Origin of the sequence: Rhodococcus jostii RHA1, assembly GCF_000014565.1 — a bacterium.
Classification (GTDB): Bacteria; Actinomycetota; Actinomycetes; order Mycobacteriales; family Mycobacteriaceae; genus Rhodococcus_F; species Rhodococcus_F jostii_A.
Genome location: NC_008271.1, coordinates 42,230 through 57,502 on the forward strand (window position 1 = coordinate 42,230; position 15,273 = coordinate 57,502).

Below are 15,273 nucleotides of genomic sequence, written 5' to 3' on the forward strand. Positions count from 1 at the left end.
CGATGAGGTAAGGACTGTGGCCCTGATGTTCGGCCCCAAGAAGAAGGTTCTCCCCTGGGAAGATGGATTCGGTGACACTGCCCGCGCCTTCGATGCGGCCGAGTAAAGCGTCGTGGCGAATGCGTCCTGTTCAGTGGAAGCGGTCCGACGGGACTGACAGCGGCGCGCACTTAGTAGGGGTGAGCGTCACGCAGAGTAGGGGTATGGACGCCCCTGCAGGAAGGAGAGATCCAGATGACAACGATCGAGTCGGTGACGTCCAGCGACCAGTTGCGCCGCGCCTTCGGATGTTTCCCGTCGGGCGTTACTGCTGTGTGTGCGGAGTTCGACGGCGTACCCATGGGGCTGGCTGCGAGCTCTTTCACATCGGTATCGTTCGACCCCCCACTGGTGTCGATCTGTATGCAGCATAGCTCCACGACCTGGCCGACTCTCCGGAAGAGACCCCGGCTGGGTCTGAGCATTCTCACCGAGGGGCAGGGCGAGATCTGTAAACGTCTGGCCAGCAAGATCGGTGACCGGTTTGCGGGCACCGACTGGCTTGCCACCGACGATGGCAGCGTGTTTATCCATGGGGCAACATTATGGCTCGACTGCACGATCCACGCCGAGGTGCCATCGGGTGACCACGATATCGTGGTGCTGCGAATCCATGGTCTTCGTTCCGACCCTTCAGTGTCCCCGTTAATTTTCCACGGCAGCCAGTTCCGCCGCCTGACCGCCGTTTGATGGAAGACGAGAGCCCCATGGATTCTTGTCGTCCCGATACTGCGGAGCAAAGGGTCCGCAACGCTCTCACGGCCATCGCGGCCGGTAGGCCTGTCGTCGTAATCGATGCCGCCGACCGCGAGGGCGAGGGCGATTTGATCTTCGCCGCAGCCCTCGCCACAACGGAACTCGTCGCCTTCACCGTCCGGCACACATCCGGCTTCGTGTGTGTGGCCCTGCCTGGGGACGAGTGTGATCGGCTTGGGCTCCCCGCGATGCACCACAGTAACGACGATCGGTTCGACACCGCGTACCGAATCACCGTGGACATGCGGGGCACCGGGACTGGCATCTCCGCCGCTTCCAGGGCCGCGACGATTGCCGCTCTGGCCAGTCCCGACTCGCTGGCCAGCGACTTCGTCCGTCCGGGGCACGTCGTCCCGCTGATGGCGAGGCCTGGCGGCGTGCTGGACCGGCCGGGCCTTACGGAGGCCGCGGTCGACCTCACCCGGCTCGCTGGGGTGCCCGCCGCCGGCGCACTCTGCGAGATCGTGTCGCAGGATCGGCCGGTCGATATGGCCCGCGGCCCGGAACTCGAACGCTTCGCGAAGGAGCATGATCTCGTGCTCCTCTCGATCGCGGACCTGATCCACTACCGGCAGCGCACTGAACCTCAGGTGCGGAGGGGGGCGGTGACGTCACTGCCCACCGACTTCGGACGGTTCCGGGCCGTCGGTTACGTCGGTGCGCATGACGGAGCGGAGCACATGGCGTTGGTTGTAGATCCCACCGGTGGAAGGCAATTCGAGGAAGTGCCTGTTCACGTCCACACCGAATGCCTCAGTGGAGATGTCTTCCGCTCGACCGCCTGCGGATGCCGCCAGGAGCTCGAAAAGGCCATGTTCCAGTTCTGCGCTGAGGGCTGCGGCGTCGTCTTGTACTTGCGTCCACCCGGGGGGCCGCGCGCATGCGGCATATTCGCGACCGAGCGGAACGAGGGCGTCAACTCTAGCGCGATGCAAGCCGTGGCCGATTGGATTCTTGCTGACCTAGCCTCGACCTTTCCTGCGGCTGATGTGTCGGCCTGATCGGGTTCGGTGCTTCGGCCGTGAATCCGATGAACAGGGCGTGAGCGAACCTACCGAGGCGGTCGGGTGGCGTCGGGATCCACATGCCCGAAGGCCGGTTGCCCTTCTATCTCGTCGGTCACGGTTTCTACTGTTCAGGAAGGGCACGGGTAGCGTAGCGAGCCTGCCGAGGACGATTACGACCATGCCCGCCCAGGGCGCGGACGCGGGCAGACGGAGGTGGTTTCATCGTGCGTGGCGGGCGATGCGGCCGGCGATCGAGAACAGGCACAGCCGTGGTCGTTTGGGTTCCCACCGCCGTGCGACGTTGTCGATGAGGGCGAGAATCTGCATCCCGCGGTCAGCTCGACGGCGATGGCCACGACCGCGAGCCCAGATCTGATTCTGCGCGAATCCGTGCAGGGGAAGGTTGATCAGGCCGGTGTCCTCGGCGGTGCGAATGCTGACCTCGCAGCGGGCGCGGCGGTGGTGCCGCAACTCCAGGTCGGCCAGTTCACCGCGGGCGCTGTTGGTGATGAACGCAGTCTGCCGCAGCCCCGTCGACATCGGTAAGGGCAACTGCGCGCCGGGGTGCGGTCTTGCCTTACGGATGATCACCCGCATCCCGTCGGGCCACCCGGACAGGTCGAGCACCCCGGTCGCGTGGACCACCCAGGCTCCGACGCGACAATTCCCGTCGGTACACAGAGCGGGGTCCAGGCGTCGGCGGGGATGTCGCCGATGACGTTCAATTGCCCGATCACCGTCCGGTCCGAGGCTAACTTCTGTACCGGCGCGTCGACACGCCGACGAGCATCTTCTCCATCGCCATCGTGCCCAGGATCTCGGTCGAGGTGTACAGCCGTACGAGCCGATCTGCAAATCCCCGGACCCGTCAGCCCGAGAGTTCAAGGGCTGGTGTCCAAGTACGTCAAGACAGCGCCATTGTTAGTTTCGCTCGATGTGCGCGCGGACCCTGGCGCGGTCCTTGTCGGTCCACCCTTTGCTCTCGGCGTAGTCGAGCATCGCCGTAAAGGCATCGGACCATCCAGGTCCGACCCGGTCGGCGGCCATCAGGCGGATGGTGCTCACCAGCACCATGACGTGTTCGCCGTCGGCTAGCACCTCTCCGATGTCGGCTCGGCGCACGGCGGCGATGAGGTCGTCACCGCTTAGTCCGTAGGGGCAAACCACGTGGAAGGCGGTGACATCTTGCGGGTCAACTAGATCGGCCGAGTCGGCGGTGATGCGGAAGTACAATTGCGTTCTCCATGGTTTGGTTCCAGCCAGCACAGACCTGAGATTTAATAGCTTTGTATTCTACGGTGTTCCGATGCGCGGGCTTAGATTGCGGCGATTCTTGTCTCAGATCTCGATCGGTGCGAGCGGAGCTACGTGAGGAATGTTCGCTCATTGTCGAGCGGGATCGCTTAAACGAGTTCGCACTTTCCGGATTTGCCCTTGCCTGCGCTTGTCGAATGCGGGTGGTCGACCGCCGGCCGAGCTCTTGGCCTTGCGGCGGGCGATCTGGTCGCTGCGTTCGGGGATGGTACGTGAGATTCGGCGTCCCTCAGTTGCTTTCGGATACGTGGATGCGAGTACGCCTTGTTTGCCAGCAGCCGGAATGCTGTGGTCTCACGAGCGCGATGAGCCTCCAACAACGGAGCCAGGCAGGGGTTGCCCCTGTCTGTCCGGGCGAGCATGTGGGTTAGCGGGCAGCAGTGCACGTCGGTGAGAGCGTGGATCTTGGTGCTCAAACCGCCTCGAGGTCGGCCGAGTGCATGCTTGGCGGGTTCGTTGGCCATTCTTGCCCTTCGACCGAGCCCCTTTGTGGGCATCGGTCAGTGCGCCGGCGGAGTGCTGGTGGGCAGGCACGATGGTCGAGTCGATCGAGAGCAGATGTTCGAGCGCAATGTCGTGTTCGGGGGCTGCCGCACGTGCAGCGGCGAACATCCGCTCATAGGCGCCCGAACAGGACGTGTCGACGCCTTCGGTCTAAGGTCGCGGCTCGAGCACGACGAGCGGGATCTCGCGGTCTGTGCGCGCTTGGTAGGCGGCAAACCCGGGATGGACGTCGATGGCGAGCGCCCACAACCGCTCCCGCTCGTCCTGCTGCGCGACGCGGGCGTGCACCGTCCGTCGCTCGGTGCCAACCTGAACGGTCGTGTCCGGATTCGCACGCAGATTGTGGAACCAGTCGGGGTTGCGTGGGTGACCGCCCTTCGACGCGACCAATATCAGGTTCGCGCCGTCCTTGGCATACACCAGTCCCGAGGTCCGGTGTGTTCCGGACCGCGCCCCGACGTGGTCGATCAGCAGAGTCTGCTTCAGGTGCAGGAAGCGGTGACCAATCCGACCGCCGCTGGCCCGGTAGACCACGGTGTGGAGCGCTAACATCCGCTTGTACACGGGCCACGAGTGCTCGACTAGGTTGAGGTAGGCACGATTTACGGCCTCAAGCATAAGGACCTCCGAACTCAGGATTTGTAAGGTTTAGCATGGTTTCACAAGGTGTCTCATAGGGTCGGCAAGCTCTACCACGTGACACCGAATAGGCTGGACTCTTGCTGATGCAGATTATGCATAGGTTTGGTTCTCGTCGAACGCGATCTCGACTAGCTCGCGTCGCTCTCCGTAAAAGCGGATCCCAGTTTCGTCGTGTCCGGGAAAGAGGAGGGATTCGTGCTTCTTCGCGACCTCGATCAGGTCACGCGCGGAATCGCGCCACTGTTCAGTATCCCAACCCATTTGCGGTTCAGATTTGCCGGGGCAGCTCTCGTGTGTGTACAAGGCGTCCGAAGTTAGCAGGACACTGCCTGTGCTGGGCAAGTCGAGTCGCATAGAGAGCTGCCCCGGCGTGTGGCCAGGGCTGTGCATCACAGTTACGCCATGCGCTATCTCGATTTCGGAACCACTCAACAGTGTTGGCTTCTTTCGGTCGAGAAACTCCCAATCTGCGCGACAATAGAAGGATTCGTCGCCGGCTAGGCTTGTGACGAAGTTGTACTCGTCCTCGTGCACGAGGATCTCGACACCCGCTTCCTCAAAGACTCTCAGCCCGCCAGCATGGTCGCTGTGCAAGTGCGCTTGAATGACATACCTGAAGTCCTCAGGACCGAGACCACGGGCACGTAGGCTGGACTCGATGCACATCTCCGGAGTCAATTTCGACAGATCGACCACATCGAGCCACTCCGTGGGCCACTCGTCCAGCGCACGTTCCGAGAATCCGGTCTCCCAGAGAATTCTCCCTTCCGGGGTATCGATTATGTAAGCAATTGCAGGTGTGCAATACGACTCCCCCACATACTCAGGCACATTGTTGAGGAGCGATTGTTCATGGACTGTCACGTAGCCCAGATTGAGTCCCGATAGCTTATTTCCCATTGAATCCGTCCTTGATGTTGGCCTGCTTAGAAAGCGGAACTAGTTCGACTCGGAAATCATTCGCCCTGGAGCGGGCGGGAAATTGTGACGAATTATTCAGCCACTCGAATATGCATAGGCTAGCTAAGCTTCAATGCCGAACTCGCGCATCTTTCGATATAGTGTTGCCCGCCCGATAGCGAGATGCTTTGCCGTGGCAGATTTGTTCCAACCATTTCCGGCCAGTGCCGTCGCGATGGCGTCACGTTCTGCTATTTGCAGTGTTGATAACTGCATATTGGGGCCGACATAACGGTACTCGGCGGGAAGATCGTGAAGCTTTACGTCATTGAATCCCGAATTCAGGATGGCACTGTTTACGACACAACATAGTTCGGCTATATTTCTCGGCCAGCTACAGCGCATGAGTGCGCCGAGCGAATCTCGACTGAAGCGCAGTGGGGCGCAATCGATGTCTGAGGCGGCAATAATCTCGGCGACGAGCTGGGGTATATCCGCGGTCCGCTCGCGGAGCGGCGGCACATCGATAATGACATCAACCGCCTGAAGTAGCGGAGCGAATGCATCTTCCGATCCCCATGATTCCGCACCGGTGAGAACAATTGGGGCGGTCGCCGCCTCCACGTAGGAAGCAAGGTTGGCGATTTGCGATCGATGCAGGTTCTGGACCCGCCGGACAATCACCGTCTTGCTGCCGTGTAGGGCGGCGCGGACGTCGTGAAGCACTACTCGTTGCTCGTCGTCGTTCGCAGGCAGGAGGAACTCAACGTGGCCAACTCCTCGATCGAGCAGTCCAGCGGCGAGCGTGGCCTTGCCGGCGCCTGACTCGCCCCGCAGGGCCACGACGTGGCTGGTGTTCCCCGCTGCTCGTACCCGCTCAAGGGTGCTTTCCCAGACTCGACTCCACTTACCGCCCCGCGGTTCGGACAACAGTCGGCTAGGTTGCGGGGACTCGTCCGGTAGGAACGATAGAACAACGCCCGAAGTCACGCTGTCCACAAGGACTCGAGAGGCACGGATTCGGCTGGTCACTCCCCCGGTGAGCTCGACCACCCCAGTCATAGAGTTTCGCCGGGAGATCCACTCCTCCGCCCAGTTCCAGAGCACGGCATGATCCCCGGGCCCAAGGATCGCAGAAGCTTGCGAATTCATCATGAGCGTCTCAGGGCCAAAAGCTACTACTGCCTGCGCCGGAGTTCGGCACATACGGATGTACTCGTCGAGGAGCGCCCGCTGCGCCTGGGTTGATGTGTCGCGGAGCCTCGCCTCGATGGAGCGCCCCACACGACGAGCCAGCAACATCATCAGCTCGTTGTTTTCCCCTGTGGAACTACACAGGTTCACGACGCCGACCAGCCGATTCCCGATCGGATCAAATATGGGCACCCCCGAACATACGAATCGGTCCAAACTTTCCTTATAATGCTCGTCTCCGACAATCATCAACGGCTGGTGCGCTTCTAACACGGTACCGATACCGCTGGTTCCAACCGCTTGCTCTGAGCGGTCCATCCCCGGCTCGACACCGACCTGGTCGAGCGCACTACGCAATTCACGACCACCGCCGCTGAGCACGGAAACGACTGTGGCGTTGTTATCAGCTAAAAGAATTGCAGTTCTGGTTCCGGCAAGTTCCTCGGCGATGCAGTCAAGCGCTGGCCGCGCTACCCGGAGCAGTCGAGACTCGGGGTCGAACGCACGGTAGCAAGGATCGCTCAGTCGGTCTCGAGCGATTCCATAGTCCGCTGACCTCTGCCACGACGCTGCGATGACCGGCCGGAGCGGACGTCTGGAGTCTTCACCACTACCGCACCCTCGACGGTCCGGTTGGCGCGACTCCCGCGCGTCGAGCCCCTGCACGGGCAGGGAGCTGCTCATGTTCCGCACTCCAATTCCGCCTGCATAGATGGCGAGATGATACCCGTGCGGTAAGCATACAATGTATCGGCATGCTCCTCTATATATCTGACGCGACCGTCGTCGCCAATCTCGTAGATCCACACGTATTCGTTGTCGTAGGCCGAGCCATCGGGCAAGACACCGCGGAGTCGCTGACGCACGACCGCCGTGTTCCCCTCGCAAACAATCCCCCCGACCTCACGGCGAACGGATCCCGGCTGCATCACTGATGCAATCACGCGGCCAGCGAGCAACGAAACGATGAGCTCTCGGTTGCGCAAAGGACTGGCTACGAGAGACGGCGGCGGCCTCATCACGACGTCATCCGACAATAGTTCGCTCAGGCGGGTATCGTCACCGCGCAAGCGTGCGTCGAGCACTTTCTCAACGACTTCTCGTGTCGATCCGGGCCGTGCATTTCCTTTGGACGACAAGGGGACACCGAAACTCATTTCACCTCATTTGTTAGGACACCACGATCACGCCGGAAATTGGACCGGCTGCACTCCCGATAGCTACGTTCTTTGGATAGGCGTTCTGCCCGCCCGGTAGCCCGCCCGGTAGCCCGAACCGGCGTAATGCACATCGTCCGATCAATCCGTCTACCATCCAGCATCTACGGTATCCCCCATCAAGGTGTCTCGAATGTTTTAATCTGAGACACCGGTAGCTGGTCGAGTGCCTTGACAGGCGTGTTGACAGAGACTCCCGGTTCTGTCCGATCGGCCTCAACACCAGGGCATCACCGCTCCCGTACTGCGGTCAGCGACGGCGCCCTTGGGTTCTGAACGGTTCGGGAGGCGTGTCTCAAAACCCGCGAGCGGCGATGTTAGTTCGACAAGCAGATTGTTATGCATTACTGCGTTGCCGAACTCGGCTCTTTCGGGTGCGCTCACGATGGTGAAGGAGCATCCCTCCCAGGACATTGACATGGCGCATGTGGCGATCGGATCGTTCCACTTTCGACGACAGCTCGAAGAATCCGAAGGCGTCGCGAACCCCCCGATGCCACGGATGCGCGCTGCTCCGGTCTACAACTATCCGGCTGAGCACAGGGTTCACTATCCACCATGAAACCCATCGAATCTACTATTGCACAGTGCATTTGAGATCAGGGTTCGTTCCCGCCGCGGAGGGTCGACGATGGCCTTAGCTCATCGTCGGTACCCAGCGGCGCCGACGGGCGGGCAACGCTCAACACCTCGTTGCCCTCGTCCGGGCCGGGGATGATCTTTTTCACGGGCAAGCCGCTCGTACGACCACCAACATCTCCCCGAACCTGGAATTCGTGAATCCCCGAACCCTGGATCCGAAGTCGCCTGAAACCTACCCGTCCACACGAGTCGTCGATACCGGTGTTCCTAAACTGAACATTCAGCACCTCGAGCGGAGCCGTACGGTACAAGGTGCCGTAAATCGGCATTTAAAGTCAGCCAGTAAGTGGAGGGAAATTGTGATGGCATCAGTCGAAGCCCGACAGCAGGACCATGCGGCAATGATCCGTGGCCGTCGATTTGCCATGCTCATCGACGGTGAGCTTGTCGACGGTGCGACAAGTCAGAATGTCATCGATCCTGCGACCGAGGACGTCATCGCAACGGCGCCGGTAGCCGACTCAGCACAAGTGGATCAGGCTGTGCATGCGGCTTTGAAGGCGTTTCACACGTGGCAGCACTCGACATTCTCCGAACGTTCGACGATCATCGATCGTATCGCAGACGCCATAGAAAAGAGGCGTGAGGAGATCGCCCGAATTATCACGCTTGAGAACGGCAAGCCGCTCAAATCCGCACAGGACGAGGTTGATTGGTCCTTGTCGTGGGCGCGCCACGTCGCTGGATGCTCGATCGAGTCGACAATCATCAGGGATGATGCTACGTCGCGTATCAAGATACGGCATAAGCCGATTGGAGTAGTCGCGGCCATCATTCCGTGGAATTTTCCGTTCTTCCAGATGGTGTACAAGGTCGTTCCGGCACTATTTTGCGGAAACACGGTGGTCGTCAAGCCGGCGCCGACAACGCCACTGAACGCAATGGTGATGGGCGAGATCCTGCAGGAGATCATCCCTAAGGGCGTCGTCAACATCGTGGGTGATCTCGGCGAGGCCGGACCCCATCTGACCTCACACTCCGATGTCGGGAAGGTCTCATTCACCGGTTCGACAGCGGCTGGCCGCAAGGTCATGGCAAGTAGCGCCGAGACCCTCAAACGCGTCGTCCTCGAGCTCGGAGGGAATGACGCGGCGATTGTGATGGACGACGCGGACGTGGAGAAGGTTGCCGAGGAAATCTTCTCCTGGGCGTTCGTAAACAGCGGTCAAGTCTGCATCAACATCAAACGCGTGTTCGTCCCGCGCCCGCTTTACGACCGCTTCTGTGACGCCTTCGCCAGCCACGCCCGCGCAGCAACCCTCGGCCACGGCCTGGCCCCGGAGACTGATCTCGGACCCGTCCAGAACGCCCGCCAGTACGAAGCCGCAAAGGCCTATCTGGAGCTGGCCAAGAAGGACGGGACAGTAATCGCCGGTGGGAACATCCCGGATGTGCCCGGCTACTTTGTTGAGCCCACTGTGGTCCGGGACATCGACGACGCCAGCGCTCTGGTGCGGGAGGAGACGTTCGGCCCGGTCCGCTCCATCCTGAGTTACGATGACCTCGAGGATGCTGTCGCGCGGGTCAACGACACCCCGTATGGGTTGGGCAATTCGGTTTGGGGCAGTGATCTGGACCGTGCGGCTGCAGTGGCCGATCGCCTGGAGGGCGGCACCTCCTGGGTTAACACCCACTTCTCACTGGCTCCCGATGTGCCATTTGGCGGTCGTAAGCAGTCAGGTATCGGGGTGGAGTTCGGGATACAGGGCATCATGGAGTTCACTGAGACACATGTCATCAACGTTTCCAAGGGTTGACCGGGGCCAGCTACTAGGTCGACCCGGAACCACTGTCCGTCTGGGAGGTAGCTGCCGTGGACTCTCCAACACCTGGGACCACGGCGGCGAGCCACGCGATACAGGCGAGCGGATACCCTTGAACCTTGGCCTGACGGTGCCCTTTTCCCGCACCACCCGTGGCAGCGCGTCACGACCCCCCCATGCTGAGGTGTTCAGTTCTGGAAAGGGTCTGCAGCAATTCTCCCTAGCACCGACCGGGATCCCACGCTTCATACCTGTTGCTTCACAGCGTGATTGGATCCGACAAAAGCGGGCTGAATTCCGATCGGCGCCGCTGGACTCGACTTTCGCGGTTACGGGGCGGCTGCGCCGAAGTCTAGTTGGTAGCTGCGGATCATGTTGGGGTCGATCGTATCTGGGATAGATTCAGAGAATCGGGTGGCGGGGGTGCGGCGGAGCTTGGCGAGCATGTCTCGAAGGCGGGTTCGGTCTTGCCGGGTATCAGGGTTCGGCGGCGGACGAGGTCGTCCCGGTGGTGGCCAAGGTGGCGTACCAGGCGATGATGACGGTCTGGGCGAGGAACCCGAACGCCACGGCGCGGGGAACCCGATTCCGGTCCTGGCCGACCCCGAGTATTTGTTTTGCGATGGCCTTGGCCGGTTCGATGCTCCTCCGCTGGGCGTGCCCTCGTCGGCCCGAAGGCCGAACAGGATCGGCAGGCACACCGGGTGAGCGTGGAACGGCAGATCCACCACGATCCCGGCTATGATCCAGCGACTGCCGCGGCCGAGTGTAGCCGGTCCCTGGGCGGCGCCGTCGTCGGTCGAGAACACGTGATGGGCTCTCTTCCCCCCAGCGGCGGAAGATATGGTCGTCCACCGCGACGGCGATCGACGCGGCGGTGGGTAACAGCCGTTCGACGATCAACCGCGCGACCGCGAGCCCGAACCGATCCGGATCCCAGACATGATGGGAGAAGAACCGGCACGCCGAGTGGAACGACACCAGCGCTGCCATCCCGAACGCCGCGAGCATGCCCACCACGTCTGGTCTCGGCGAAAGGTAGTCGCATTCGAGCCGCAAGGGATAACCGGCCAACGCCAGGTCGTCGCCGTCGCGGGGGGCGCAGATCACCGCCGATGCGCAGAGGGGAACCTTGCGTGTTTGCGACCGTCCGATCTGCCATGGGTTCGTATCAGAGCGTCAGTTGGGCACCTGCTGGGCAGTGCGGCGATATCGTTGGGGGTGGATCACCGAGAAGGTGAGCGGTGGTGCATTTCTTCGACAGTGGCTCGGATGAGATGAATCGATGTAGTTGATGACCGACGACGATCCCTTCGCGACGCAACGCGACGCGAAGGGTTCGATCACGGCGGAGCTGGCGGCGGACGGATTCGAGGACGCACAAGAGATCGGCCGCGGCGGCTTCGGCGTCGTCTACCGCTGCACCCAGGCGGCGCTCGACCGCACCGTGGCAATCAAGGTCCTCACCGCAGACCTCGACGAGCAGAACCGGGAACGGTTCCTGCGTGAGCAGCGCGCGGCGGGCAGGCTGACCGGACACCCTAATGTCGTCAATGTCCTCCACGTCGGCGTCACCGACACCGGTCGGCCCTACATCGTCATGCCGTACCACGCCCAGAACTCACTCGACGCCCGGATCCGCCGCCACGGACCTCTCTCGCTCGACGAAGCGCTGCGGCTCGGGGTGAAAATGGCCGGCGCCCTCGAGACCGCCCACCGCCTCGGAATCCTCCACCGCGACGTCAAGCCCGGAAACATAATGCTCACCGACTACGGCGAGCCGGCACTGACGGATTTCGGCATCGCCCACATCGCCGGCGGGTTCGAAACCACCGCCGGCGTCGTGACGGGTTCGCCAGCCTTCACCGCCCCCGAGGTAGTGACCGGCGAACCCCCAAGTGCCGCTGCCGATGTTTACGGCCTCGGTGCCACGCTGTTCGCTGCGATGACCGGTCACGCTGCCTTCGAACGCCGCAGCGGGGAGCAGGTGGTAGCCCAGTTCCTGAGGATTACGGCCGAGCCCGTTCCGGACCCACGCAAGCACGGCATTCCCGAGGACGTCAGCATGATCATCGAACATGCCATGTCCGGCACCCCGGCGAGCCGCCAATCCGCCACCGAACTCGGCCAGCAACTCCGAGCATCCCAACTTCTCCATGGTTTCCCGGTCGACGAGATGGCACTGCACACCGATCCGGGAGCCGTGCAACCAGGCACACCACCCGGGCCCTTGCCGTCATCACCCTCACCCCTGGAATCGGGCCCACCAGGTCAGCTTCCGCTTCAGCTGACTAGTTTCGTCGGCCGCCGCACGGAGCTTGCCGAAGCGAAGAACTTGCTATCCGCCTCACGGCTGGTGACGTTGACCGGGATCGGCGGGGTGGGAAAAACGCGCCTCGCGCTGCAGGTTGCCGCCAAGACACAACGCGATTTCCCCGACGGCGTGTGGCTGGTGGAGCTGGGTGACCTGCGTGACGGGTCACTGTTGGAGGGTATGGCGGCGACCGCCCTGGGGTTACGCGATCGTTCGGCCAGGCCCGCACACGACCTGCTCATCGAGTTCATCGCCCCTCGGCAACTGCTGCTCGTGCTGGACAATTGCGAGCAGGTGGTGAATGCGGTGGCGAAATTGTCCGAATCCCTGCTGCGCAGCTGTCCTCAGCTGCGGATACTTGCGACCAGCCGCGAGTCACTCGGTATCGGCGCGGAAGCGGTGCTCTTGGTTCCCCCACTAGCTATACCCGATCCCGATCACCTACCGAGAACAATGCCCCACAACGACGCGGTGGCATTGTTCGCCGAACGGGGCGCTGCCGCCGTGCCCGGGTTCGAGCTCACCGAGGACAACAAGGCCACCATCGCTCGAATCTGCCGGCGACTGGACGGGTTGCCGTTGCCGATCGAGCTGGCTGCCGCCCGGCTGCGGGGACTGACGCCCGAACAAATCCTGGAGCGGTTGACCGACCGCTACGCCCTGCTGACCCGCGGCAGCAGGGACGCACCGTCGCGGCAGCAGACGCTGCGGATGTGTATCGACTGGAGCCACAATCTGTGTACACCGGTGGAACAACGGGTGTGGGCGCAGCTGTCGGTGTTCGCCGGCAGCTGCGAGCTCGGAGCCGCAGAACGGATCTGCGACCGCGACCTGACCGCGGAGGATCTCCTCGATACGGTGACCTCCCTGGTCGACAAGTCGATCCTGATCCGAGAAGAGTCAGGTGGCGCGCTACGCTTCCGCATGCTCGAGACGGTGCGGTACTACGGCCGTGAGAAGGCGCAGAAGGCCGGCGAATTTCCCGAGGTCTGCTTCCGGCATCGTGACTGGTGTGAGCGGATGGCGCTCGATGCGGAGGCCGACTGGATCAGTTCCCGGCAGCTCGAGTGGATCGCCAGACTCGTTCGGGAGCAATCGAACCTGAGGGAAGCTCTGGAATTCTGCGTGTCCGACAGTCCCGAAACCGGAGTCGGGATCGTCGCCGCCCTATTCCCGTACTGGATGTCCGGAGGGTGGTTAAGCGAGGGTCTACGCTGGCTCGATCGCCTCCAGATCCTCCAGATCCTCCAGACTGGCCCGCTCACCGTCGAACGAGCCAAGGCGGTCTACACCGGCTGCGTCATAGCCGGAGTGCAGGGCGACGTTCGAGCGTCGACCGCCCTGGTGGAGAAGGGTCGCGCGCTCGTGGACCGGACTACCGACCCCGGCATACGCGCGCACATCGACCTCGCGGTCGGATACCTGACACTGCTCACAGGGAATCCTTCCGACGGGCATTCACATCTAGCGAATGCAGTCCAGGTGTACACCGCACGGGGCGACCTCCTCTTCCAGGTCCTCGCTCTCATTGGCCTCGGATTGACGCACGACATGCTGAACGACACGGAGCAGGCCATCGAATGCCATGAACGGGTCCTCGCGATTACCGAGGCGCGCGGTGAGTCGATGTATCGGACCTATTCGCTGTGGGCGCTCGCCGTTGCGATATGGCGGCACGGTGACGGCGCACGAGCGGTCCGGCTGCTCGAGCGAGCGCTGCAGGTGTGCCGAAGCGCCAACGACCGACTGAGCGCCAGCATGTGCTTGCGAGCGCTGGCATGGATTGCCGCCGGGGACCGGAACGCCCGACGCGCCGTCGTATTGACAGCAGCCGCGGACAATATGAGCCGGTCGATGGGTAGCGTGACAGTGTTCTTTCACGGCCACCTGGCGCACCAGGACGAGTGCGAAAACGAGACTCGACGAGTGATGAGTGAGCAGACGTTCGCCGCGGCCCGCAGAGAAGGAGAGGCCCTCGGTTTCGATGCCGCCGTCACCTACGCGTTGGGCGAGCAACCACTGCCCACCACGACAGCTACTGCTGGTCCGACTGCGAAACCGACAAAACGCGAGGGTGAAGTCGCCGACCTGATCGCCGAGGGGCTCACCAACAGAGAGATCGCCGCTCGTTTAGCGATCTCGCCACGCACCGCGCAGGGGCACGTCGAACACCTTCTGTCCAAACTGGGATTCAACTCACGTGCACAGATTGCCACGTGGGTGGTCGAATCGCAGAACAAGCGTTCCTGAGACCCACGATCATCGCGGCCGCCCAACAGCTGTTGTATAGACGGCGTCGCCGAAGCCGCTGCGCTGCTGTTCGTCGAGGTCGAGCCCGAAGCACAGGCAGGGTAGATCCACCGCTGGCAGGCCTGACGCAGCCGCCCTACAGCCGCATTCTGCGACAAGGCATCTGCGATCCGATCCGACCCCGGGTGCGGCGACCGTGGTGAAGGCAGAGCCGACATTGGTGAATGCTATCCCGGCCGCCTTCGCCTGCCGGGCCACGTACTCGTGGCCGCCGAGGATGATCTGCGCCCCGAACGGCGGATGACCGACATCTTGATCGTCACATGCCCCCAGGTGGGATCCATGATGTGGAACGAGTAGTAGTTGACGTATTCGCCTCTCCTCTCGATGTTGACGACCCGGCCCGCCGGGCCGCTTCACGTTCCACACCGCCGCCGGCGCCTTGGCCGCCAGGACCTTCGAGTACCCCGGTGCCCACCTCGTGTCCCGGCCGTGAGGTAGATGACGGCGCGCCGCTGGCCGCGCCCCAGGCCTTGACGCGGCGGGCGAACCGGTCGGTCATCCGCAATCAGATGGGTGTTGTCGAGTTCCTCGTGCTAGCGCCAACACCGCACCTAACCCGCCTGGTTTGTGCCCGAGCGGGTAGTAGTCGTTGAGCACAATCCACGCAGTCGTAGCCGCTGAGAAGGAAATCACCGTCGCGCTCGCTGAACTGGTCGCCCATCTACTCA

Annotated in this window: 11 protein-coding genes; 4 read left to right on the top strand and 7 right to left on the bottom strand. The window is 62.3% G+C overall.

The features are described 5' to 3' along the window. Positions 1 to 234 precede the first annotated feature (234 nt). Together RHA1_RS43050 and ribB are read left to right on the top strand one after the other, a co-directional pair. Positions 235 to 729: a flavin reductase family protein gene (locus tag RHA1_RS43050; RefSeq protein ID WP_011600322.1), complete on the top strand. Its 495-nt coding sequence runs from the start codon at positions 235 to 237 to the stop codon at positions 727 to 729. Beyond that, positions 729 to 1,796, top strand: a complete 1,068-nt coding sequence (gene ribB / locus RHA1_RS43055) for a 3,4-dihydroxy-2-butanone-4-phosphate synthase (RefSeq protein WP_011600323.1) — start codon at positions 729 to 731, stop codon at positions 1,794 to 1,796. Before RHA1_RS43050 ends, ribB begins: the two co-directional genes overlap by 1 nt. A 225-nt stretch (positions 1,797 to 2,021) precedes the next feature. On the opposite strand, the gene RHA1_RS43060 is transcribed toward ribB, so the two are convergent. The 6 genes from RHA1_RS43060 to RHA1_RS43085 all read right to left on the bottom strand — a co-directional run bounded on the left by RHA1_RS43060 (position 2,022) and on the right by RHA1_RS43085 (position 7,513). After that, on the bottom strand, positions 2,022 to 2,447 hold the full coding sequence (locus tag RHA1_RS43060) for an IS1380 family transposase (RefSeq protein ID WP_050787697.1): 426 nt from the start codon (positions 2,445 to 2,447) through the stop codon (positions 2,022 to 2,024). A gap of 276 nt (positions 2,448 to 2,723) precedes the next feature. Continuing rightward, on the bottom strand, positions 2,724 to 3,035 hold the full coding sequence (locus tag RHA1_RS43065) for a hypothetical protein (protein WP_011600325.1): 312 nt from the start codon (positions 3,033 to 3,035) through the stop codon (positions 2,724 to 2,726). Positions 3,036 to 3,770: 735 nt separating this feature from the next. Beyond that, a complete protein-coding gene (locus RHA1_RS43070) occupies positions 3,771 to 4,238 on the bottom strand; it encodes a nitroreductase family deazaflavin-dependent oxidoreductase (RefSeq protein WP_011600327.1) in 468 nt (155 codons plus the stop codon). 114 nt (positions 4,239 to 4,352) lie between these two features. Continuing rightward, complete coding sequence (locus RHA1_RS43075; protein WP_011600328.1) at positions 4,353 to 5,162, bottom strand: N-acyl homoserine lactonase family protein; 810 nt, start codon at positions 5,160 to 5,162, stop codon at positions 4,353 to 4,355. Positions 5,163 to 5,285: 123 nt separating this feature from the next. Beyond that, positions 5,286 to 7,040 (bottom strand): sigma-54-dependent Fis family transcriptional regulator, encoded by a 1,755-nt coding sequence (locus RHA1_RS43080; RefSeq protein ID WP_148228583.1) that lies wholly within the window; start codon positions 7,038 to 7,040, stop codon positions 5,286 to 5,288. After that, the gene (locus RHA1_RS43085; RefSeq protein ID WP_081437615.1) at positions 7,037 to 7,513 is read right to left on the bottom strand and encodes a nuclear transport factor 2 family protein; all 477 of its coding nucleotides are present in this window, start codon (positions 7,511 to 7,513) and stop codon (positions 7,037 to 7,039) included. Before RHA1_RS43085 ends, RHA1_RS43080 begins: the two co-directional genes overlap by 4 nt. 1,004 nt (positions 7,514 to 8,517) lie before the next feature. Here RHA1_RS43085 and RHA1_RS43090 point away from each other — a divergent pair. Continuing rightward, positions 8,518 to 9,972: an aldehyde dehydrogenase family protein gene (locus RHA1_RS43090; RefSeq protein ID WP_011600331.1), complete on the top strand. Its 1,455-nt coding sequence runs from the start codon at positions 8,518 to 8,520 to the stop codon at positions 9,970 to 9,972. 483 nt (positions 9,973 to 10,455) lie between these two features. On the opposite strand, the gene RHA1_RS43095 is transcribed toward RHA1_RS43090, so the two are convergent. Beyond that, positions 10,456 to 11,088: a transposase gene (locus tag RHA1_RS43095; protein WP_041813718.1), complete on the bottom strand. Its 633-nt coding sequence runs from the start codon at positions 11,086 to 11,088 to the stop codon at positions 10,456 to 10,458. Positions 11,089 to 11,272: 184 nt separating this feature from the next. On the opposite strand from RHA1_RS43095, the gene RHA1_RS43100 reads away from it, so the two are divergent. Continuing rightward, a complete protein-coding gene (locus RHA1_RS43100; protein WP_011600333.1) occupies positions 11,273 to 14,542 on the top strand; it encodes a protein kinase domain-containing protein in 3,270 nt (1,089 codons plus the stop codon). Positions 14,543 to 15,273 lie beyond the last annotated feature (731 nt).

What these genes read in the sequence shown, in the direction of transcription:
- RHA1_RS43070 (WP_011600327.1), bottom strand. Translation starts at nt 4,238, where the DNA reads ATGCTTGAGGCCGTAAATCGTGCCTACCTCAACCTAGTCGAGCACTCG.
- RHA1_RS43075 (WP_011600328.1), bottom strand. Translation starts at nt 5,162, where the DNA reads ATGGGAAATAAGCTATCGGGACTCAATCTGGGCTACGTGACAGTCCAT.
- RHA1_RS43050 (WP_011600322.1), top strand. Translation starts at nt 235, where the DNA reads ATGACAACGATCGAGTCGGTGACGTCCAGCGACCAGTTGCGCCGCGCC.
- ribB (WP_011600323.1), top strand. Translation starts at nt 729, where the DNA reads ATGGAAGACGAGAGCCCCATGGATTCTTGTCGTCCCGATACTGCGGAG.
- RHA1_RS43090 (WP_011600331.1), top strand. Translation starts at nt 8,518, where the DNA reads ATGGCATCAGTCGAAGCCCGACAGCAGGACCATGCGGCAATGATCCGT.
- RHA1_RS43080 (WP_148228583.1), bottom strand. Translation starts at nt 7,040, where the DNA reads ATGAGCAGCTCCCTGCCCGTGCAGGGGCTCGACGCGCGGGAGTCGCGC.
- RHA1_RS43085 (WP_081437615.1), bottom strand. Translation starts at nt 7,513, where the DNA reads ATGAGTTTCGGTGTCCCCTTGTCGTCCAAAGGAAATGCACGGCCCGGA.
- RHA1_RS43100 (WP_011600333.1), top strand. Translation starts at nt 11,273, where the DNA reads ATGACCGACGACGATCCCTTCGCGACGCAACGCGACGCGAAGGGTTCG.